This is a genomic window from Pseudoalteromonas haloplanktis ATCC 14393 (assembly GCF_000238355.1).
GTDB classification, from domain to species: domain Bacteria; phylum Pseudomonadota; class Gammaproteobacteria; order Enterobacterales; family Alteromonadaceae; genus Pseudoalteromonas; species Pseudoalteromonas haloplanktis.
Map to the genome: position 1 here is coordinate 299,073 of NZ_AHCA01000006.1, position 22,525 is coordinate 321,597.

General features: G+C 40.2%; 15 protein-coding genes. 13 read left to right on the plus strand and 2 right to left on the minus strand.

Annotation, left to right across the window (positions count from 1 at the left end; genetic code table 11):
- Window position 1 precedes the first annotated feature (1 nt).
- The 4 genes from PHAL_RS0113485 to PHAL_RS0113500 all read left to right on the plus strand — a co-directional run bounded on the left by PHAL_RS0113485 (window position 2) and on the right by PHAL_RS0113500 (window position 10,395).
- Window positions 2-1,036: a PDDEXK nuclease domain-containing protein gene (locus PHAL_RS0113485; RefSeq protein ID WP_016708950.1), complete on the plus strand. Its 1,035-nt coding sequence runs from the start codon at window positions 2-4 to the stop codon at window positions 1,034-1,036.
- The gene (locus PHAL_RS0113490) at window positions 1,037-4,267 is read left to right on the plus strand and encodes a type I restriction endonuclease subunit R (protein WP_016708951.1); all 3,231 of its coding nucleotides are present in this window, start codon (window positions 1,037-1,039) and stop codon (window positions 4,265-4,267) included.
- Between the two features lie 66 nt (window positions 4,268-4,333).
- Window positions 4,334-9,973, plus strand: a complete 5,640-nt coding sequence (gene hhe / locus PHAL_RS0113495) for a DUF4011 domain-containing anti-phage protein Hhe (RefSeq protein ID WP_016708952.1) — start codon at window positions 4,334-4,336, stop codon at window positions 9,971-9,973.
- Between the two features lie 20 nt (window positions 9,974-9,993).
- Window positions 9,994-10,395 (plus strand): hypothetical protein, encoded by a 402-nt coding sequence (locus PHAL_RS0113500; RefSeq protein WP_016708953.1) that lies wholly within the window; start codon window positions 9,994-9,996, stop codon window positions 10,393-10,395.
- Between the two features lie 307 nt (window positions 10,396-10,702).
- Here PHAL_RS0113500 and PHAL_RS24380 read toward each other — a convergent pair whose 3' ends face one another.
- On the minus strand, window positions 10,703-10,849 hold the full coding sequence (locus PHAL_RS24380; RefSeq protein ID WP_085999749.1) for a hypothetical protein: 147 nt from the start codon (window positions 10,847-10,849) through the stop codon (window positions 10,703-10,705).
- Between the two features lie 512 nt (window positions 10,850-11,361).
- Here PHAL_RS24380 and PHAL_RS0113510 point away from each other — a divergent pair.
- Window positions 11,362-12,114 (plus strand): sulfite exporter TauE/SafE family protein, encoded by a 753-nt coding sequence (locus tag PHAL_RS0113510; protein WP_016708954.1) that lies wholly within the window; start codon window positions 11,362-11,364, stop codon window positions 12,112-12,114.
- A 61-nt stretch (window positions 12,115-12,175) separates the two neighbouring features.
- Here PHAL_RS0113510 and PHAL_RS0113515 read toward each other — a convergent pair whose 3' ends face one another.
- A complete protein-coding gene (locus PHAL_RS0113515) occupies window positions 12,176-12,520 on the minus strand; it encodes a mannan-binding lectin (protein ID WP_016708955.1) in 345 nt (114 codons plus the stop codon).
- Window positions 12,521-12,912: 392 nt separating this feature from the next.
- Between PHAL_RS0113515 and PHAL_RS0113520 the strand changes: the two genes are divergently transcribed.
- The 8 genes from PHAL_RS0113520 to PHAL_RS0113555 form a co-directional block, all read left to right on the plus strand.
- Window positions 12,913-13,428 (plus strand): GNAT family N-acetyltransferase, encoded by a 516-nt coding sequence (locus PHAL_RS0113520; protein ID WP_016708956.1) that lies wholly within the window; start codon window positions 12,913-12,915, stop codon window positions 13,426-13,428.
- Window positions 13,429-13,501: 73 nt separating this feature from the next.
- The gene (locus PHAL_RS0113525; RefSeq protein WP_016708957.1) at window positions 13,502-13,789 is read left to right on the plus strand and encodes a DUF6916 family protein; all 288 of its coding nucleotides are present in this window, start codon (window positions 13,502-13,504) and stop codon (window positions 13,787-13,789) included.
- Window positions 13,790-13,798: 9 nt separating this feature from the next.
- Entirely contained in the window at window positions 13,799-14,323 is a 525-nt protein-coding gene (locus tag PHAL_RS0113530; protein WP_016708958.1) for a phage tail protein, read from the plus strand.
- Window positions 14,324-14,335: 12 nt separating this feature from the next.
- Window positions 14,336-14,866 (plus strand): phage tail protein, encoded by a 531-nt coding sequence (locus PHAL_RS0113535; protein ID WP_016708959.1) that lies wholly within the window; start codon window positions 14,336-14,338, stop codon window positions 14,864-14,866.
- Window positions 14,867-14,877: 11 nt separating this feature from the next.
- Window positions 14,878-15,417, plus strand: a complete 540-nt coding sequence (locus PHAL_RS0113540; RefSeq protein WP_016708960.1) for a phage tail protein — start codon at window positions 14,878-14,880, stop codon at window positions 15,415-15,417.
- A gap of 129 nt (window positions 15,418-15,546) precedes the next feature.
- The gene (locus PHAL_RS23085) at window positions 15,547-16,719 is read left to right on the plus strand and encodes a S8 family peptidase (RefSeq protein ID WP_016708961.1); all 1,173 of its coding nucleotides are present in this window, start codon (window positions 15,547-15,549) and stop codon (window positions 16,717-16,719) included.
- 55 nt (window positions 16,720-16,774) lie between these two features.
- On the plus strand, window positions 16,775-17,944 hold the full coding sequence (locus PHAL_RS0113550) for a TIGR03032 family protein (RefSeq protein WP_016708962.1): 1,170 nt from the start codon (window positions 16,775-16,777) through the stop codon (window positions 17,942-17,944).
- On the plus strand, window positions 17,941-22,525 hold a 4,585-nt coding region (locus PHAL_RS0113555), incomplete at its 3' end, for a beta strand repeat-containing protein (RefSeq protein WP_016708963.1). The genes PHAL_RS0113550 and PHAL_RS0113555, both read left to right, overlap by 4 nt.

Genomic DNA, 22,525 nt, shown 5'->3' on the forward strand with positions numbered 1-22,525 from the left:
GATGAGTAAGCCAACAAGCCTGGCTCCCTTGAGCCAAGAGCTGACCGCACTGATCCACAGTGCCAAGCAGCGCGCTGCGGTCGCAGTGAATAGCGAAATTACTTTGTTGTATTGGCAAGTGGGTAATCGCATTAATCAAGCGGTGCTGGGCGGCGAGCGGGCCGATTACGGCAAACGAGTAATTGCCACTCTTTCTAATGAGCTAACGGCGCAATTTGGCAAAGGCTGGAGTAAGCGCAACCTTGCGCAAATGGTTAAGTTTGCAGAGGTTTTTTCGGGTATAGAGATTGTGCACGCACTGCGTACACAATTGAGCTGGACCCATATTCGCCAGTTAATTGCCATTGATGAGCCCATAAAGCGAGACTTTTACACCACAATGGCCATTCAGGAACGCTGGTCAACCCGCACCTTGGATGAGCGCATTGGTGCATTGTTGTTTGAGCGCACGGCTATTTCTAAAAAGCCAGACGATACCATTGTGGCTGAACTCTCTGAGTTACGAAATTCAGGCCAATATAATCAAGAACTGCTGCTTAAAGACCCCTACATTCTCGATTTCTTAGAGCTGAATGACCGCTACTTAGAGAAAGATTTAGAAGATGCCATTCTAAGGGACATTGAGCAGTTTTTATTAGAGCTAGGTGCCGGTTTCAGCTTTGTGGCACGTCAAAAGCGTATCCAAATTGACAACGATGATTTTTATATCGACTTGCTATTTTACAACCGTAAGTTAAAGCGTTTGGTGGCAATAGATTTAAAGCTCGAAAAGTTTAAACACAGCCACAAAAGCCAGATGGAGCTATACCTCAACTGGCTAAAAAAATATGAAACCGAAGAGGGTGAAAACCCACCACTTGGGATCATTTTGTGCTCCAGTAAAAAACAAGAACAAATTGAGTTACTTGAAATGGAAGGCAGCGATATTCATGTTGCAGAATACCTAACGCATTTGATGGATGTTGAACTACTCGAACAAAAATTACAGCACTCTATTGCCAAGGCAAAGCAACGATTAAATCAAAAGGATGAGTAAATGAGCCAAGCAAAAACAGTAAGAGAGTTGCAATTTCAAAAAGACATTATTGACCAAATGCTTGCACAAGGCTGGTTACTGGGTGAGTCGAATAAATATAATAAAGAGCTAGCCCTTTACCCAGAGGATGTTGTTACCTTTGTAAAAGGCTCTCAGCCTGAGCAGTGGGATAAGCTGCAAAAACATTACCCAGAGACTGATAGAAGCCCTACAGCAACCGCAGATGCTTTACTTAAAAACCTAGAACGTAACTTAAAAAACAAAGGCACGCTTTGGGTGTTACGTAATGTAATTAAAGACCGCGGTGCTAAATTTAGTTTATGTAGCTTTAAGCCTGATCACGATTTAAACCCTGATGCGAGTAAACGCTATAACAAAAATATTTTACGTGTGGTGCCTGAGCTTAAATACTCACCGAATGGGTATGATGGCCGGTTAGATTTAACCCTGTTTGTGAATGGGTTACCTGTTGCAACTTGCGAGTTAAAGTCTGAATTTAAGCAGTCTCTCAATAATGCCAAAGTGCAGTATATGAAAGACCGCCAACCAAAAGATCCAACCATTAAAAAGGCAGAGCCGTTACTTACCTTTAAACGCGGTGCGTTAGTTCACTTTGCAGTAAGTCAATATAACGTGGCAATGACGACCCGTTTAGCGGGGAATAAAACTTTCTTTTTACCGTTTGACCAAGGTACAGCAGAAGGCGCTGCGGGAAATGATAGTCCGGCTGATGGCAGCTATGCGACCTCGTACCTTTGGAACGAGATTTTTCAAAAAGATAACCTGTTACTTATTTTAAGCCGCTATATTCACTTAGAAGTAAAAGACGAAGAGCAACTAGATGGCTCAATAAAAGTAAAAGAAACCATGATATTTCCGCGTTATCATCAATGGGCTGTGGTTTCTAAGCTTATAAATACAGTCGATTTTGAAGGTACGGGTAAAAAGTATCTTATTCAGCACAGTGCAGGCTCGGGTAAGTCGAACTCAATTGCGTGGTTATCGCACCAGCTGGCCTCTAAACATTACTTGACTGAACACCCTGAATTACAAAAACAAGCGGGCGATAAAGTATTTGATTCAGTTATAGTCATTACCGACAGAACCGTTTTAGATAGCCAACTGCAAGATACCATTTATCAGTTTGATCATAATGAAGGGATGATAGCGCGCGTTAACCGCGAAGAAGCACAAGGCTCTAAATCGAGCCAGTTAGCCGGTGAGCTAAAAGCCAGTACCTCGATTATTATTGTGACCATACAAACCTTTCCCCATGTTTTAGAGGCAATACGTAAAGATTCTACTTTAGCTGGGCGAAGTTTTGCAGTAATAGCCGATGAAGCGCACTCTAGCCAAACAGGAACAACAGCACGTAAGTTACGTGAAGTGCTAATGGCTGAACAACTTGAAGGCGATGACGAGCTAGACAGTGAAGAGTTGCTGCGTTTGTCGCTAGAGGCTCGTAAAGGCTCTAACAATATTAGTTATTTTGCCTTTACAGCAACACCTAAAGCGAAAACCTTAGAGCTATTTGGCCGCCCTGAAGATTTAGACGCGCCGCTAAGCGATACTAATAAGCCATTACCCTTTCATGTGTATTCAATGCGCCAAGCCATTGAAGAAGGCTTTATTTTAGATGTACTGCAAAACTACACCAGTTACCGTGTGGCGTATCAATTAGCTCATGATAACCCGCAGTCTGACCAAGAGGTAGATAGCAAAAAAGCAGCGTCTAAAATGGCTAAGTGGGTTAGGCTACACCCTTATAATATTGCCCAAAAAGTTGAAACAATTGTTGAGCACTTTAATGCCAAAATTAAACACTTATTAGGCGGTGAAGCTAAAGCAATGGTGGTGACGAGTAGCCGTTTAGAAGCTGTGCGGTACAAGCTTGCTTTTGAAAAGTACGTGATGGATAAAGGCTATGAAAACGTCAATGCAATGGTGGCGTTTTCTGGTGAAGTAAACGACCCAGATATTCCTGATCATGCCTTTACTGAAAAAGCGATGAACCCTAATTTACGTGGCCGCGATATGCGCAAAGCCTTTGACACTAACGACTACCAAGTCATGTTAGTAGCGAATAAGTTTCAAACAGGGTTTGACCAACCTAAATTAGTGGCCATGTATGTTGATAAACCATTAAAAGGCGTTGAATGTATTCAAACGCTCTCTAGGCTAAACCGTACTTGCAAAGGTAAAGATAAAACCTTTGTGCTTGATTTTGTAAACGACCCTGAAGAAATTTTAGAAGAGTTTAAAGTATACTTTCAAACCGCTGAGCTTTCGGGGGTGTCTGATCCTAATATTGTTTACGACATTATGGATAAGCTAGCTGAGGTGGGTATTTACCAATGGTTTGAAGTAGAAACTTTTGTAACCGCTTATAACAGTAAACATGCCAAGCAAGACAAACTCACCAACATTATGAAAGCGCCGGTTGAACGATTTAAGCTGCGCTACAAAGAAGCCACAACTGTACTGCAATCAGCTCAAAAAGAGCTTTCAAAAGCGAAAGATGAGAACAACGACAAAGCGATTAAGTACAGTGAGAACAGTGTTAAGCACGCTAAAGAAGCCAGAGATATTTTAGATGTGTTTAGAAAAGATTTAATCTCGTTTTATCGTTACTACGAGTTTAGCTCTCAAATTGTTGACTTTAACGACACTGACCTAGAAAAACTCAGCGTGTTTGCTAAAAACTTACACCCACTATTACGCATGGATGTAATAGAAGACGACGTTGACCTAACTGATGTAGTTATGACGCATTATCGGCTTCATGAACAACGCGAAGCTGATTTACAGTTAGGTCATAAAATTGGTGAAGAACCTAAAAGCTATATACCACCAAGTAAGGAGGGCTCGGGCGCAGTACCAAAAGACCCTAAAACGGAGCTTTTAAACGAAATAATTGAGCGGATGAACGACCTGTTTGCTGAAGATGGCCTATCTGAAAACGATATGGTTAATTATGCTAATGCAATTATGGGTAAAGTAGCCGAAAACGAAACCGCAATGGATCAGGTTAAGCACAATACCAAAGAGCAAGCCATGCTTGGGCAATTCCCTGAAGCAATTCAAAACGCGATTATTGAAAGCATGGATACTCATAACGTGATGGCTATGAAAGCTCTATCAAGCGACTTAGTGTCTAAAGGCATCGCGAGTTTAGTGTTCGACATGCTAATGAAAGGTGTTGCGGGTAAGAGTAATGAGCAACGTACTTAATTGCTGTTAATGAATATGAGTTTGGGAGAGCGCTCCCTCTTAAATGTAGAATAATAGGTTTGAAAAATGAGTGAGTTATCTAATTTAATTATTAGTGAACTTAAGAACACCCCTAATCAAAAAGCAAAAGCGATTGCTAAAAAGCTTGGCGTGGATAAGAAAGCAATTAATCATGCTTTGCATATCGACTTAAAAAATGAAGTACAGCAAAGTGATGATTATTCATGGTGTTTAACTGAAACGAACGGAAAAGAGATAGGTTATAAAATGGATAGTTCAACTAAAAGCCAGTTAAATAATAATTTTGCATTTGACTCTTTGCAAGCTATTAGAAATCGTTTGTTAGACCTGACAGGCAGAAACCGTCTGCTAAATTTTAAGCATGGAAAAACAGGCTTTATAAGAGTTATAGATGAGATGCCAGATCAGTTGGCTTCAAATATTCTCGAAGGTAATGAATTTACTTTTATTCCTATCGATGAGCCTTTGCGTGAAGAATTAATTAAGCATGGATATATCGTCATTAATGACGATGGACAAGAAGTAAAAGTAAAAGCAGACCCTAGCTCTAAAGATTGGGCGAAAGTTAAAGGTTTTAACACAAGCTATGAACTGCCATTAAGTACTAAGTCAAAAGACTCTAAGCATAATGACACTAATATACAATCTCTCCTTTTTCCTCGAGAGCTAGAGGCCCAATTACGAAATATTCGTACCAAAGCAAATACTGCAATCGAAGAAACAGGAGCCAATATTCTTTATCTTGCCTTTGGTTTTTTAGAATGGTTTGAAGATGAAAAGTCTGATGTTAAAAGGCAAGCACCTCTGTATTTAATTCCGGTTAAAATTGACAGGGCATCATTAAATAAAGATTTAGGTACATACACTTATACTATTGAGTACACTGGTGAGGATATTATTTCAAACCTATCCTTAAGAGAAAAACTTAAGCACGATTTTCATCTTGAATTACCAGAACTAATCGAAGATATGTTGCCAGAAGAGTACCTCAAAAAGGTTGAGAGCCAGCTACAGCGCCATAAGCCAGCATGGAAAGTTAAACGGTATTCAACTTTATCTATGTTTGATTTTGGCAAGCTCTTAATGTATCTAGATTTAGATCCAAGCCGTTGGCCTCAAGGCTCAAGCAATATTCAAAACCATGCCATTCTTCAGAAGTTTTTTGCAAAACACGGAACTGCAGATGGTGAAAATAATACAAGTTTTGGTGAAGAGTATTTAATAGATAAGCTAGATGAAGTCCATAACAACTACCCTTTAATTGATGATGCGGATAGCTCTCAGCATAGTGCTTTAGTTGATGCAATTCAGGGTAAAAACTTAGTTATTGAAGGGCCCCCCGGTTCCGGTAAATCTCAAACAATCACAAACTTAATTGCTGCCGCAATAGCGCAAGGAAAAAAAGTATTATTTGTTGCAGAGAAAATGGCAGCACTTCAAGTTGTAAAATCTCGATTATCTAGAGCGGGACTTGGTGACTTTTGTTTGGAGTTGCATAGCCACAAAACTCAAAAAAAGCAGGTTTACGAGAACTTAGCTCAACGGATTAATAATCAAGATAAATATCGTTACCCATCTTCTATAGACATTGATATAAAAATGTATGAAGAAAAGAAAGAAATATTAAGTAGTTATGCCAATTTAATTAATAGCAAATGGAAAAATACAGGTAGAACTATTCATCAAATATTTTCGACCGCGACAAGGTACCGTGAAGAATTTGCCAGCATTAATTTACAAGATATCAAGCCAGACCATATTAATGGTCAGAGTTTTGATGAAATATCATCAAGAAGAACAACCGATGAACTTAAAAAGTATGCTGATGTATATTCTGAAGTAAAAATGCAGCTTGGAGCAGAATCAGAACTATCAGATCACCCTTGGTTTGGATTATATAATAAATCAATTCAGCTCTTTGATTGTGAGGATATATGTACCTTACTTGCAGCATGGAACAAAGATATTTTTTTATTAGAGCAATCTATTCAGCCATTACACGACCAGATAGGAAGCTCTGCAATCTCCGATATAAGTACGCTTGAACAAATTTTAGCTGATAATCATAAATTACCAGCGTTAAAAGGTACTGAAGACCTTTCATCATTAAAGCTTATAACTACCGAAAAAGAAATTGCTTTAAAGGAATATATAAAACAATTCAAACTAGTGAAAACACAGCTAGAAACATTAGATAATTTATTTGAGTCTGCTGCATTCAATAATAATGAGAAATTTCAGCTTTTAGAAACTTCTTGCAATAATTTACTCCAGAAGTGTAAAAATAATGATTTGCAGCTAACAAGCTTATATCAACAGCTTATGTCACTGACAAAACTAAAAGATATTAGCCTCTCAATTGCTGACGATTTACGTATTTTAATAGAGCAAGACCGCAGCTTATCTGAATTATTTTCACCATCTTTTAATGGGTTTGGAGAGTGTAAGAAGTTCCTAGAACATGTTAACTCTTTAGATGTAACGTTAGTATCAAGACGACATGAGTTATTCGATAATGAGCTTTTAGATATACACCTTGCTAATTTAGAGGAGCTACTGCCTAAGATTAATTCATTACACAAAGAATTAGAGTCGCACTTTAAATTAGATAGTTTACCTACAGCAAATGAGCTCGAAGAAATAAATAGCATAATTAAAAATGCAGGGCTTTTTTGTTGGTTAAGTAGTGAATGGCGGGCTGCAAAATCTAAATTATTTTTATGTGCAAAAGGGCTGAAGCCGAAAGTTAAAAGTTTAAAGCCATTGCTCACTAATTTAATCTGTTACCGTAAATTAGTAGAAGAACTTCATAAAGAGCCAGCTTACCAAGATATACTTAAACATGAGTTTAAAGGTATTGAGACTCCTGTATCTGAGTTAGTGAGTATTCGGCTCTGGTACAAAGGTATTCGAGCTTCATATGGAGTTGGTTTCGGACAAAGAGTTGCGTTTGCTAACTCGTTATTTTCTATCGAAAACGAAATATTTAAAGGGTTAAAGCACTTAGCAGCGTCTAAAACACTATCGGAACTTGAGCAATTTTTTGGACTATTTCCTCAGTTAGAGCGTGTATTTTCCCACCAGTTATTTGAAAATAAAAATTTAGATTTATCAACTGACATTGGTATTTCTTCGTTTACTAATGAAATAGAAGGTAATATCAAAGCTTTACAGTCACTCTGTAAAAAAGATTTCACTCTGAGAGATCTTCCTCAAGCTATACAACGAATATCGGTTTTTATAAATGAAGAAGCTTCGCTTGATAATAACTTAGTCAGCCAAGAAATATTTGGTGAAAATATCTTACTGACAGTCAGAGCTTGCAGTAAAACACAATTATTAAAAATTGAATCAACTTTAGAGTTAAGTAAAGCGATATCCTCTCTTCAGTCTGAACTTTTAAAAAGATATTTATTAGATAATATTAGTGCTTATTCATTATCACTAATAAAATCAAATATCGATAACATTTCTGCTTCTTACAATAATTATAAGCAAAGCCTTTTGAAGTTTGCTGATAGAGTAGAACTAGATGAAACGGCTTGGTTTAAAGGCACTTCCAGAAAGTTTGAACTATTAAAAGAGCGTAATAATAAAGCAATCAGTCAACCAAGGTGGTTAAGCACTTGGGTGGATTTCATTAGAGTTAGAACTTCCTTATCTGATAAAGGCCTAGAAAATTTATTACGTTACACTGAAACAGGCGCTTTAAATTTAGATGAGATTGAACAAATATATATCTATTCAGTATTTGATATTCTGGCTAGAGAAATTATTAATGAGAATCAACAATTAGCTTACTTCTCTGGAGCAGATCAAAATGCAATTCGTAAACAGTTTAAGGAGTACGACAATAAGCTAAAAACCCTACAACAAGAAAAAATAGCTTACCAAGTGGCTAATAATGGATTTTCTAATACTGAAAGCGGTGTTTCTAGCGGTAAAGTAGCTTCATATACAGAAATGGGGCTTATAAACAATGAAGTTAATAAAAAGACTCGTCATGCGCCAATTCGTCAACTCATACGAAGATCTAGTCAGTCACTTTTAGCTCTGAAGCCATGTTTCATGATGGGGCCTCATTCGGTTGCTCAATATTTGGCCCCCGGACAATTAGAATTCGACTTGGTTGTAATGGACGAAGCATCACAAATAAAACCTGAAGATGCACTAGGTACGATTGCTAGAGGTAAGCAGTTAGTTGTCGTAGGTGATCCCAAACAATTACCTCCAACAAGTTTCTTTGATAAAGCTGTTGAAAATGACGAAGAGGATGTAACAGCTATTGAGCAATCTGAAAGTATTCTTGATGTAACTTTTCCAATGTTTAATGCCCGCAGATTACGTTGGCACTACCGCTCACGCCATGAAAGCTTAATTGCATTTTCAAACCAAGCGTTTTATGACAGTAACTTAGTGGTATTTCCATCGCCATCGAGTGAAAGTGATGAGTTTGGTATAAAGTTCACTCATGTAAAAAGCGGCCGGTTCGTAAATCAACATAACATAGAAGAAGCTAAAGTTATTGCCGAAGCTGTTAGAAGCCATTTATTACATCGACCTCACGAATCTTTAGGTGTCGTGGCAATGAGCTCAAAGCAACGGGAGCAAATAGAGCGCTGTGTTGAAGAGTTGTCTAAAGATGATATTCAGTTCAGAGACGCTCTAGCCGAAAATGCTAACAATGAAGAAGCCTTATTTCTTAAGAACCTTGAAAATGTTCAGGGTGATGAAAGAGATGTTATTTATATTTCCTGCACTTATGGCCCTCAAGAAGCTGGTGCGGCGCATATGCCTCAACGTTTTGGACCAATTAATTCAGCAGCCGGTGGTAGAAGGTTAAATGTTTTATTTACGCGCTCTAAAAAGCGCATGCATGTTTTTAGTTCAATGACTGAAGGACACATTGTTGCATCAGAAACATCTAGTGCGGGCGTTCATGCTTTAAAAAACTTCTTAAGCTACGCACAAACCGGAAAGCTTCAACAACAAAAAGTCACCGGAAAACAGCCCGACAGTGATTTTGAGATATCTGTTATGAATGCACTAAAATTAGAGGGTTTTAACTGTATACCTCAAGTTGGAGTGGCTGGATATTTTATAGATTTAGCCGTACAAGATCCCGGCCAACCTGGAAGATATTTAATGGGTATTGAGTGTGATGGAGCAACATACCATTCTGCAAAATCAGCGCGAGATAGAGATAGACTTCGTCAATCTGTTCTAGAAGGATTAGGTTGGAATATCAAACGAATTTGGTCAACAGATTGGTTTAAAAACCCACAAGCTCAGTTAAAACCTATTATTGAAGCTCTCCATAAATTGAAAACAGAAGTTATAACGCTCGATAGTTCGATCTCTGATGTAGAAATAATTGACAGTGTTATTGAACAAGAAAATCAGATAGTTAATAGCATTGAAGTATTTAGTCATAATGATGAAAAACTAGAAGCAAAACTACAAAAATTTGATGAATGTGTCATACCAAAAGATGATGATGTGCCTATGGCAAATAGGCTTCTAAGACCCTCAATGATTGATGCTTTATGCGAGTTTAAGCCGATATCGAAAAGTGAGTTTTTAGAAAAGGTGCCCCCTTACCTTCGCTCTGCTACCTCTAAAGAACACGGTAAATATTTAGAAAAAGTGTTAGGCATAATCGCTGAAGATGAAGTTCAAATTTAAAATAACTAGGAGTGTTAAAAATGCTAATTGATACGGACTTATTGTTTGATGATCTCGTAGGGTTTGAATTTTATCATCAATGTGAAGTTAAAGCTGTAATTGATGATAAGGTCAAATGTGACGATGGTGAAATTTTGGAATTTTATGAAAACATAGAATATTTAATTGAAGAGTATGATCAAATACTAATTTTAAAAAAGAGGCAGACACTTGAAGATCAAGAAGGATTTAAATCCTTCTTGATAGAAAGAAATAACTCTGAGCTATTAAAATCCGTAGAAGCAAACATTGAAGTAGCACGTCGCGACGGTGTTTATGAAACTTTTGCATGCGTCCATGATGATACATTTTATGACTTACCAGCTTCTCTTACTAAAAGTGCTTTACACCGTAATAGTCAGATTGTCTACATCTCACAATAGATGTATTTTAGTTGAGCTAATCTAACCTATTAATATTAAAGTATTTTACTAAGTTACTGCTTTCCAATAAAAATTTAAATACAAAATATATAAAAGGGCCTTATAGCCCTTTTATATATAGTCAGTACTTCATCACAAACTTAATTAAGCTAACACAAACTTAATTCCATACTGACATCTATTAATCATCTAGCTACTCTTGCCAATCATCAGGTCTTTCGTCTTCACCACGGCTTTGCCAGTAAGCATCATTTTCAGGGTTTAATTGGTTAGAGTGGTTATCTGCGTCATGCTTATCTATACTATTTCACTCCTTTGTTAGCGTTTTTTCTGCCGCGCTCATAGCCTTTGCTGCAAATCCATTCTTAGCAATTCTGCCACCATTGTTTTTTGCTTCATGGCTAACAATACGACTGGCTGCATCTGCTGTCATTGGAACTTTTTTGTGACTCATTTCTTTTTCTCCATTAGATTTAAAAGTAACAGGCAGACCTCTCTGCCAACGAAATGAATTATGGATGAGTCACATTGACAATGGGCGGGGGGAGCGAGTCCAAATTGAAATTATTTTTAATTTCCCCAATTCGTCGGAATACCAAGGTTTTAAAACTGGAGATAAAATTAGTTAGTAACTTCAACTCTATGGGTGTAAATACGAGTCACACTAAGAATAGAAATTAAAAAATACACCATTTATACACAAATGATTTTAAGTTGTTGTTTTTAAAGGGTTAGGCGGGGGTTCAAATCCCCCCAGCTCCACCAATATCGGTTTTTAAATTCGTTGATTTAAAAACCCTAAAAAACCCGCAAATTTGAGTAATCAAGTTTGCGGGTTTTTTTATGTCTGTTTTAAAGCGGTTATGTATTCAAATGGAGATAGCTGTTAGCTCTTTAGGTACTCGTAACTTGTTTTGTCTCATGGTAACTTTGCTAGCATGTTGTTGTATTGCAAAGTTGTGCTACATGGAATTTTTAGCTGGTGATCTATTAACGCCGCTCAGTGCGGTTGGGCTTATTGTTTTATCGGCCATTACGTCGATGGTTTCGGCGGCTTTTGGTGCTGGTGGCGGCTTGATGTTGTTGGTGGTGATGGCGTCGCTATTACCTATGAATATTGTAATTCCGGTGCATGGGTTAGTGCAGCTGGGTTCAAATGCTAATCGCTTTATGTTGACTTTTAAGCACCTTGATAAAAGTATGTTTGTGTATTTTTCGCTCGGTGGGATTATTGGTGCGCTTGCGGCGGCGTCGATTGTGGCGCATATCCCACTTGAATTGATGAAAATTGTAGTGGCGGGGTTTGTACTTTATTTACTATGGGGCGTGACGCCAAAGCTACGTGAAACCTCAAAATTATGGCGTTACATGGCGGGAGCTGTCACCACATTTTTATCGATGTTTATTGGGGCGAGTGGCCCGTTGGTAGGCAGCTGTTTGTACGTTAATAATTACGAGAAATTAAAATATACCGCTACTTTTTCTGCTTGTATGAGTGTACAGCATACTTTTAAAGCTATTTTGTATGGCTTTGTGGGCTTTTCATTTTGGCAGTGGTTGCCTTTAGTTACCGCAATGATCATCAGCGGCGCGCTTGGCACTTGGCTTGGTTTACAGTTATTACAGCGGATTTCTGCGGCTAAGTTTAAAGCTATTTTCCGTGCGGTCTTAACCTTACTTGCGCTGCAACTGGCATGGCAGGGGTTGCAGGCCTTCTAATCTGAGGGCAGTTAAAGCGCTATAAGCCTAGGTTTCATAGCGCTTTATAAATTCTAACTAATTAAAATTTATATTCTATTTCAATCACGCTCATCACGCCGTTTACGATGGTTTTCCACTCGCCGGTAAATTCTGCACCATAAGAAGCGGCGATTGTTTTACCTATTTTTTGAGCTTCATCATTGCTCCAAAGTGGGCCAGCTAATACTGTGGTTTTGAATGAGTTACTGCCAGTGTTTGTCACTTCAAGCTCAACTTCAACAACACTCATTTGACTCTCTACTACTGTATTCCATTGGCCTGTCCATTTACCTTGATGTGCTGCGGCAACGGCTGGGGCTTTTTCTTCAGCATCTTTTTGATCCCAAATAGGACCTGCTGGGATATTCACTTTAAATGTAGCCATAAATTTCTCCTTAAATTGTTTATTTGAATAGATTGTGAGTTGCAGCTAAATGCTTTACTCGTCAAGGAGTATATGGGAAGTGCAGGCTTTTCTATTACACATCATTACAGGCGGTTGGGGGAGCGATACGAGGCATTGGCAATAGCAGTAAGATTCTATTATGTCCGCAATGGCGTACCTTAAAGCACTGTTGTTACTGTGTGAATAACAACGGTGCTTCTCTGCTTTGGTTGGATCGCAACATAACTCGCAGTGGTGTAATGCTGTGTAATGTTTTTTTTGTTAAATGCGTGTAAAGCTTAAGTTCAGTTTGTTACTCAACGTTTTTATAACTTTATTTGCTACTTCGTTGTTTACAGTCTCTTTGTTAGAAATTTAGAAAGGACATAGTGATGAGTCATTTTTCTATTCCTGATGGATTAAATATTCGCCCATCCAAGCCTAGCGATGCTGCATTTATTCGGCGTTTACATTCTGAGGTGCGTCAGGACTTACAGCAGATCAATGCGGATCAAGACTTTATCGACTCGATTGTTGATATGCAATTTAAATCACAAACCGAGGGATATGGCGAAAAGTTTCCAAATGCCATGTACTTCATTATTGAAAAACACCATCACCCAATTGGCAAAGTGACCATAGATTTTGGTGTTAATGAAGTTCGTATTATTGATATTGGTTTTATTAGTCAGGCGCGAGGACATGGTTTTGGTGCGGCAATTATTCAGTCATTTCAGCATGCAGCCGCTGATTCATGCACTCCATTAACATTGACTGTTGAGCAAAGTAACGTTGTTGCTAAAGCGCTTTATTTACGCCTTGGTTTTGTAAGTGAGTCGGTTTCAGCTCCTTACGAATTTATGATTTGGTATCCCGCAGTGATGAAGAAATTAGTGGTTAATTGCTAATTTAGTTTTGCTGTTTTGCAAATGAAAAAGTTTAAACCCGTAATGCAATTGCAAGTAGTAAAAAGGAAAGGTAATGGAAAAGTTTAATTACGACAATTTGCTTGGCATCGTTGGTTCTAAGGCGAAAGTCAGTGCTGAACAGGGTGAAACGGAACTGACTATTGATGCTGTTGAGCGCACGAGTTTGCATGGTAATCAGTGGGATGCTTTTTGTGTCGTTATGAAAGGCTCTGAGGACTGTCCGTTGATGCAAGGTACTTACACGCTTAAGCATGACGCATTTGATAGTGTTGAGTTGTTGATTTCACCCAATAGTTCAACCGAATATGAAATTCATGTATCGAGAAAAATAGCAAATTAGGAGAATGTAATGGCGGATCCATTTATGTCTGAAATAAGGCCTTTCGCTTTTGATTTTGCACCTAAAGGGTGGGCTTGGTGTGATGGGCAATTGTTAGCAATCAGTCAAAACCAAGCTTTGTTTTCATTACTTGATACTCAGTATGGCGGTGATGGGCGAACTAATTTTAAATTGCCAGATTTACGTAGCCGAGTGCCTGTTGGCATAGGTAATGGCTATGATGCTGGCATGACGGCGGGAGTGGAACAAGTAACGCTTACAACGGCAGAAATACCCGCTCACAGTCATTTATTAACAGCCACTACGGATGATGGCGTTAATCCACCAATTTTCACTAACAGAGTATTTTCTAGAGCTGTTGATGCACCAGGTAAAGGGGATCCTAACATTTATGGTGCAGCAACAAATCTAACCGCATTTGCTGAAAATATGGTGTTAAATACCGGAGGTAATCTGCCTCATACGAATGTTCAACCAACAGCAGCAATTAACTTTTGTATTGCATTGGTTGGCGTGTTTCCTAGTCGAAATTAATGGAGGTTGATTATGGCAGAGCCTTTTCTTGGTGAAGTAAAAATGTTCGGAGCAAATTTTGCTCCTCGTAACTGGGCTTTTTGTAATGGGCAGTTAGTGGCTATTGCGCAACAAGATGCGCTATTTTCTTTACTGGGTACGACTTATGGGGGCGATGGTCGTACTAGCTTCGCATACCCTGATCTGCGAGGTCGATTACCGGTTAAATATGGCCAAGGAAATGGTTTGTCACGTTATCGACTAGGGCAAAAAAATGGCACAGAAAATGTCACTTTAACGTTGATGAATGTACCAAGTCATAGTCATCAGTTGCTATCAAGTACAGAGCCTGGAACAACACAAAGCCCAGAAAATAATGTGTTTGCTCCCAGTCCGAACAACGAAAATATATATTACTCTGGTAACCCTACTCAGCCGCCTCAGATGCTCGCAGAACAGACGGTTCAAGTTTCAGGGCATAGTGCAGCACACTCCAATATGATGCCCTATACCTGCATTAATTTTATTATCAGCCTTGCTGGTATTTACCCGTCAAGAAGTTAGGAGTTGAGCACATGGCAGAACCATTTATTGCAGAAATTCGTATCTGGGGGAGTACTTTTAACCCTCGCGGTTGGGCAGGTTGTGACGGCCAAACAATTGCTATTAATCAAAATACAGCGCTATTTTCATTGATCGGCACTCTTTATGGGGGCGATGGTATCTCTTCGTTTAATTTACCTGATCTGCAAGGTAGATCTCCTATGCACTTTGGTCATGGACCTGGTCTATCAACGAGAATGGTGGGTGAATCAGCTGGTGATCAGCAGATAACGCTAAATCAAACTGAGTTACCGCAGCATAGACATTCATTATTTGGCTATTCCGAGGTGGGTAATAGTAGTAGTCCGGCTAATAGTCATTTAGCCGTTGATGTAGGCGCAGGCACAGGGGTAATACGTTATACCGCTGAACAAAATCAAGCTACCACCACTACGATGGCCAGTAATAGTCTTGGTAATACAGGAGGTAGCCAAGGCCACGAAAATAGACAGCCTTTACTAGCAATGCGTTTTTGTATTGCACTAACAGGTCTTTATCCCTCGCGTGGGTAATTGTTACAGCAGTACTTACAAGTGGATATGAGTGAAAACTGTTATGCGTGATTTGAATAGAAATTAAACATGGCTTGTTCCTATATTAGCTTATAGTGAAAAGGAGCCGTCTTTTACTCGGAGGATACTGTGATAATTGCGAAGGTGTTTTTGCTGCTTACTGTACTTTTTTTGCATAACAAAGTATTGAGCCAGCAGCCCCAGCCCGTTTTAACGTTTGCCAATAATGGTGAGCGAGTGGCGTTGTATGGGCAATTAAAAGACACAGTATTGAGTGATATACACGGGCAATTATTTTCTCTAAATCAACGGCTAATTGTTAAGAGTAAATTGTCAGCTGAGCAAATAAAAAGTTTACATAAAGATATTCTAAACTTGCAAATATTGACTCAGCTGCGCGAGGCCAACATTTATTGGTTAACCTTAAAGCCTAATACCCTGCCCGCAGTATTAACGACCTTGCAAGCAATTACTGAGATTATTGCAGTACAGCCAGATGTTGCACCACAAGGAAAAAGCGCTGCCAGTCATCCATTTAATCAAACGATACCTCAACGGTTAGCACCGGTAGCTATAGCTAGACAATGTAAGACTCCTAAAGCAGTGCGAGTGGCGATTATTGATGATGGTTTTGATTTTTCACATCATGAGTTTAGTGATCTTAATGTTTTATTTTCCTACGACGTAGAAACAAGAGTTTTAGCAGCAACACCGCACAGTAGCCGTGACTACCATGGCAATTTAGTGGCGGGGCTTATTGTGGCGAAACAAGATGGTAGCGCAGTTGAAGGCGGGGCACCTGATAGTGAATTGATTGCTATTCGTCAGGTTACTACGTGGACCTCGTCGCTGATCATTGCGTTTAATGTGGCCAAACTGATGAAAGCGCAGGTGATTAACTGTAGTTGGGTTATGCCATTTATGTCGGACTTGGCAGTGACTGTGATTGATGAATTAGCTGCTATGCAGCACCGACCTTACATTGTTGTTGCAGCAGGAAATGAAGCGCGACCAGCATGTGAAGCTAATCACCTTACACAATTAGATTCGGTGATTGTTGTAGGAGCCAAAACGGCACAGGGCAAGGTGGCAAATTTTTCAAACTTTGGTCCGTGCGTTGATGTATTCGCTCCGTTTGGCGTAGTCACTACAGACCGTGATGGCTATCGTTTATTTGGTGGTACGTCCTCAGCTGCAGCGTTAGTGTCGGCATCGCTTGCACAGGCTTTATCGTGTGATGTGCAGCCGACATTACAGCAGCTTAATATGTATTGGAATAATCCTTTTGTAACAGCCAGTTAGCAAAACTTAATTTGAGTTGGTTGTTGGTGGTTTGGTATTTATCTATAGGTATAACATGGAAACACATGATAGGGAATCGATCGGCAGCCAGCAATCATTTGATTTTAAAAGTCACTATACAAGTAACTTGCCCTCTATTTTATCTCTTTTAGGGATCACCCTAGCAGTGACGAGTTACCAAGCACAGCGGCTTATTTTGTTGCGTACAGTTAAAGGTAAATTAGATACCAATTTAATCGCATTTCCTAGGCCGATGGGAATTTATGCTGATAAAAACCGTATAACGATAGGTACATTAAATCAGGTTATTAATTTTCAACGTAGTGACATTTCACTAAAAAGTGTGAAATCGGGCTATTTAGATAGCTTAGAAACATTGCCTGCGAAGCTGCAAAATCCAGAAATGATCGAGCAATTGCAGCAACGGACTGCACAACTCAATGCGATTAAACAAGCTGATTCGCTATTTACACAACGTGCCGCTTTAACTACTGGAATGATTAATATCCATGATATTGCATGGGGAAATGAGGGGCTATGGGTGGTGAATTCGGCCTTTTCATGTATCTCTAAATTGAACTCAGACTATAGTTTTGTTGCTTGCTGGCAACCACCGTTTATATCAGAGCTGGTGGCAGAAGATCGGTGTCATCTCAATGGTATGGCTCTATTGGCGGGCGAGCCGCGTTATGTCACAACGTTTAACCAAGCTAATCAAAAAGATGCTTGGCGAACATTCAATCAATTAGATGGCACTTTGATTGATATAAAAACGAATAAGATATTAAAAACAGGGCTGATCATGCCGCACTCGCCAAGGTGTTATCAAGGCTTGGTTTACTACTGTGAATCAGGACGAGGCGAAGTGCAATCATACAACCCGAGTAACGGTGAAACAAAAGTGCTGTGTGTTTTACCCGGTTTTACCCGTGGAATGATTTTTTTTGGTGATTTATTAATTGTTGCGACAAGTAGAATTCGTGCGAGTAAACATCGCAATAAAATACCACTTGATGAGCAGTTAGGGGCTGAAAATAGTCGTTGTGGCGTATGGTTAATTGATGTGAAAAATGGCGAAATCATCGCCAGTATTGAATTTAACGGCGATGTGCAGCAGCTTTACGATATTGCTGTACTGCCAAATACCCTAGTACCAGAAATTATTCAAAGCTCAGATAGCCTAGCAAGCCACTTGTTTGAGTTTTATCAGGAGTCAATGACATGAATGTTGTGCCAGTAAAAAGAACCATATTAAGTGCCGTATTGCCGGTGTTATTAAGCGGTGGTGCATTTGCTTCTGTGGCTTCATCGCGCCGTAGTGTACGTATTAATAATATGGAAAGTAAATTTCAACCTTATGAAATAAAACAGCAAAGTAATAAGGTTAATCCATTTAATGCATTTGCCACTAGCAATAAAACAACAACACAAAATGTCCCAGCGAGTACTGCAGATAATAACGATGTTCAACAAACTATGGCGTTTTTGCGCGAGCAAGGTTTATTAAATACCTCGGTTACAGAAACAAGCATAGTGTCAGGTGATAGTGACATTAGTGCCAGCGATACAATGGTAAGAAAAGTATTTGCAGTTGATGATTATTGCGAATTACCAAACGGCTATTGCCTTACATACGTAACCGGAACCTTTAGCTGTAATATACAAGGTGGCACTTACGGGTTTTGTGGTACCCCTGCAACTGTGCCTGAAATTGATGTACTTGAAAATGGCAGTACTACACTCAGTGAGAATTTTGGTAATGTCGAGGCTAATGGTAGCTCTGCTATAACAAAAACGTTTTTAGTTAAAAATACCGGTAATGCCAACCTAACTATCTCTAATATAGCCATAACAGCAGGAGCGAGTCATTTCTCTGTTCAAAATGATGGCTGTGGTCCTTTTCCTGTAACCTTAGTTGCCGGTGCCTCTTGCAATGTAGTGGTTGCTTTTGCAACTACGTCGCTTGCCTCAGTGAGCGGTAATTTACGTATTACTAGTAATGATAGCGATGAATCAACGTATAACATTGCTTTACAAGGAACCGGTGTTGATACAACTGCCCCAGCCATAAGTAATGTAAGTATTGCAAATAGTAGCGCTAAAGTAGGTGATACAGTTACTGCAACAATTTCTGTCAGTAATGATAGCGACAATTATACAACAGGCAGTGGTGGAATTTCAGGCACTATTGCCGGGTATCCGGTAACCAATTTAAGTAAAACGAATAACTCGACCTATACCGCCCAGTTCACTATTACAGATGGTGGACAAGATTTTGCTGCCGGCTCAAACGTGCCTGTTAGCATTACTTTGAGTGATTCTTCGGGTAATACCAGTAGTATCTATAACAATGCAATTGTACAGGCAAATGATGCTATTTACGCTAACTTACCCAATGTGAGTGTATCGACAGCAGATGGTAACCTAGGAGAAGACGGTGATACTGAGGTAATTTCGGTATCACTTAGTAATAGTTTGAATAATCAATGGCCTGTTGCGATTACTGCGGCGCTTGCATTTAACGACACTAATAATAGTGGTAGCGATCTGGATTATACAGTTGATAGTGCGTCAGTAACGATAAATGCCGGAAGCACAAGTGGTAGTGTGACTGCTACAGGTAAGCCTGACACATTTTATGATGCAGCTATAAACGAAAGCTTTGCGGTGACTCTTAGCTCTGCGAGCACTGGTACTATAACGGGTTCTGCGGCGACAGTGACAATCATTGATGCGGAGTCAGCCCCTGTGGTGTCTCTTGGCTTGAGTGATACTAACCTTACTGAAAATAGCGGTTCTAGTACGCTTTCGGCAACATTGAGTGTGCCGACATATGAAAATGTAACCGTTAATTTGGGGTATTCAGGAACAGCAACTTCAGGAAGTGACTATAATGCACCTGTTAGTAGTATGACTATATTGGCAGGAGATATAAATACAACTTCAGCTATAACAAGTATTGATGATGCTATCGAGGAAGGAACAGAAACGATTGTCATTGATCTGAGCTCCGTTTCAGGCGGCAGCGCGAGCGAAAGTGGTATACAGCAACAAACACTGACTATTTTAGATGACGATGATAATACCGCTCCTGTACTCGCCTTAGTCACTGCAGTGACCACACCAACTAACGATAGCACTCCGAACTTTATATTTTCTAGTAATGAAGCTGGCACAATTAGTGTTGCAGGAAATTGTGGTTTATCTAGCTCAACAACTGCCTCAGTAGGAAATAATACGGTTACCCTAACTCAAACAGACAATAACAGTGCACTCGTCGATGGCACTTACAATAACTGTAGCGTGACGGTTACTGATGCGGCGAATAATACCAGTAGTGTATTAAGTATCCCAGCATTTACGATTGATACCACAGCTCCTGTATATACATCAGTGGTACAAACTGGCGATGGCACTTATAAAGCGGGTGAGACCATTACCTTTACTTTAAATTTAGGGGAGGCGGGGTTAATTGTCACTGCAGATCTAACTGTGCTAGATAGCGACTTTAGTAGTTCTTCATCATTAACCGATAATAGTGATGGTACTTATAGCATTACCACCGCAGCACTTAATAGTAATGGTAATATGCAAGAAGGTAGCGTAATAGCAGTTACTTTTATCGCTACAGATCCAGCAAACAATAGCTTGAACAACAGTAGCCTGACTTTGTTATTAGATAAAAGTGCCCCAGTTAGTTTAACAATCAATACCCCCATTGAAGGCGACGATATTGTTAATGCGAGTGAAGACGACACTGTACTGATTACGGGGGCCGGGGCTGAAGCGAATGCCGCGGTTAATATAAGTATTGACGGAGTGAATGCCGCAACGACCGCAGATGGCAGTGGCAACTGGACACTCAGTGGGAATGAATTAGATATCAGTGCATTAAATAATGGCACATTAACGGTATCGGCAACGCAAACTGATAGCGCAGGCAATACCTCTGTCGCCGCTACTACCATGATCACCTTAGACAACACTACGCCAACAGCTGTGACAATTAGTACCCCGATTGCCGGCGATGACGTGGTAAACGCAGCAGAAGACAATGCTGTGGTGATCAACGGTGCAGGCGCCGAAGCGGGTGCTACGGTTAATGTTAATATTGGCGGCGTGAATACCTCGGTCACAGCTGATGGTAGTGGTAACTGGACCCTCAGTGGCAGTGAATTAGATATCAGTACGCTAGTTAATGGCGCATTAACGGTATCGGCAACGCAAACCGATAGTGCTGGTAATATCTCACCTACTGCGACGGCTCAAATAGAACTCGATAATTTAGTTCCAACCACCTTAGCAATTGATACACCTATTGCAACGGATGATATTGTAAATGCGAGTGAAGACAATAACGTACTTGTTAGTGGTTCGGGTGCAGAAGCTGGTGCAACCGTTGCTGTTAATATTGATGGCGTGAATGCTTCTGTCGCTGCTGATGCCAGCGGTAACTGGACCCTCAGCGGCAATGAATTAGATATTAGTGCGTTAAGTAATGGCGCATTAACGGTATCGGCAACGCAAACGGATAACGCAGGTAATACCTCAGTAGCAGCTACCACTACAATCACCTTAGATAATAGTGCGCCAACAGCGGTCACGATTGATACCCCCATAGAAGTCGATGACATTGTTAATGCAAGTGAAGATGACAGTGTATTAGTGACAGGTTCTGGTGCTGAAGCAAATGCAAGCTTGAATGTAAATATAGGTGGGCAGAGTCAGTCTGTCACCGCGGATGCTAGTGGTAACTGGACCCTCAGCGGGAATGAATTAGACATCAGTGCATTAAGTAATGGCACATTAACGGTATCGGCAACGCAAACCGATAGCGCTGGTAATATATCACCCGCAGCAACCACAGCCATCACATTGGATAATACTGCGCCAACAGGGCATGCGGTAAGTGTGGATCAGAGTGTAATAAATACCAGTAATGAATCTGCAATAAGCGCGACCTTAACGGGTCTTGAGGGCAGTGGTACGCTTAGTTATCAAGTAAGTGACGGTAGTAGCTCTGTCAGTGGTACAGCAACGATCACTGCTGCAACACAGCAAATAACAGGTGTTAATGTGACCTCATTGGCTGAGGGGGCGCTAACTTTTTCAGCTATAGTGACTGATTCGGCTGGAAATGGAAGCCCTGCAGTAACTGCCACAGTAACCAAGCAATATAATGTTGCGCCTGTATTAAGTGGAACCCCCAGTACAACAACAGCAGAAGATGCGGCTTATAGCTTTACACCGACACTGACTGACAGTGATACAGGCGATACTCACACCTTTAGTATTATCAATAGACCAAGCTGGGCCAGCTTTAATACCAGCACAGGTGAGTTATCGGGCACGCCGGATAACAGTGATGTGGGTAATTACGCGGCTATAACAATCAGTGTGAGTGATGGTACGGCAAGTGCAAACTTAGCGCCGTTTACCTTAGCAGTGACTAACACCAATGATGCCCCTGTTGGGCAAAACTTTAGCTTTAATCTTGATGAAGCCGCAACCTTAACCGTGGCACTGGCCAATGGCTTATTAAGTAATGCCAGCGATGATGACACCGGCGATACCCTGACGGCGGTCGGGGTGAGCCAACCGCAATTTGGTAGTTTAACGCTGAGCGGTGATGGCAGCTTTAGTTATCAACATGATGGCAGTGAAAACCATAGCGACAGCTTTACCTTCCAAGTACGTGACAACGACGGGGCATTATCGGCGGTGCATACCGTGACACTGACGATAGCAGCGGTTGCCGATGCACCAATAGCCATGGATGACAGTGCAACGACGGATGAAGATACCG

Coding starts and splice junctions, on each gene's coding strand:
- PHAL_RS24380 (WP_085999749.1), bottom strand. CDS start 10,849: ATGAGTCACAAAAAAGTTCCAATGACAGCAGATGCAGCCAGTCGTATT.
- PHAL_RS0113485 (WP_016708950.1), top strand. CDS start 2: ATGAGTAAGCCAACAAGCCTGGCTCCCTTGAGCCAAGAGCTGACCGCA.
- PHAL_RS0113490 (WP_016708951.1), top strand. CDS start 1,037: ATGAGCCAAGCAAAAACAGTAAGAGAGTTGCAATTTCAAAAAGACATT.
- PHAL_RS0113520 (WP_016708956.1), top strand. CDS start 12,913: ATGAGTCATTTTTCTATTCCTGATGGATTAAATATTCGCCCATCCAAG.
- PHAL_RS0113535 (WP_016708959.1), top strand. CDS start 14,336: ATGGCAGAGCCTTTTCTTGGTGAAGTAAAAATGTTCGGAGCAAATTTT.
- PHAL_RS0113525 (WP_016708957.1), top strand. CDS start 13,502: ATGGAAAAGTTTAATTACGACAATTTGCTTGGCATCGTTGGTTCTAAG.
- PHAL_RS0113540 (WP_016708960.1), top strand. CDS start 14,878: ATGGCAGAACCATTTATTGCAGAAATTCGTATCTGGGGGAGTACTTTT.
- PHAL_RS0113515 (WP_016708955.1), bottom strand. CDS start 12,520: ATGGCTACATTTAAAGTGAATATCCCAGCAGGTCCTATTTGGGATCAA.
- PHAL_RS0113500 (WP_016708953.1), top strand. CDS start 9,994: ATGCTAATTGATACGGACTTATTGTTTGATGATCTCGTAGGGTTTGAA.
- PHAL_RS0113530 (WP_016708958.1), top strand. CDS start 13,799: ATGGCGGATCCATTTATGTCTGAAATAAGGCCTTTCGCTTTTGATTTT.
- PHAL_RS0113510 (WP_016708954.1), top strand. CDS start 11,362: ATGGAATTTTTAGCTGGTGATCTATTAACGCCGCTCAGTGCGGTTGGG.
- hhe (WP_016708952.1), top strand. CDS start 4,334: ATGAGTGAGTTATCTAATTTAATTATTAGTGAACTTAAGAACACCCCT.
- PHAL_RS0113550 (WP_016708962.1), top strand. CDS start 16,775: ATGGAAACACATGATAGGGAATCGATCGGCAGCCAGCAATCATTTGAT.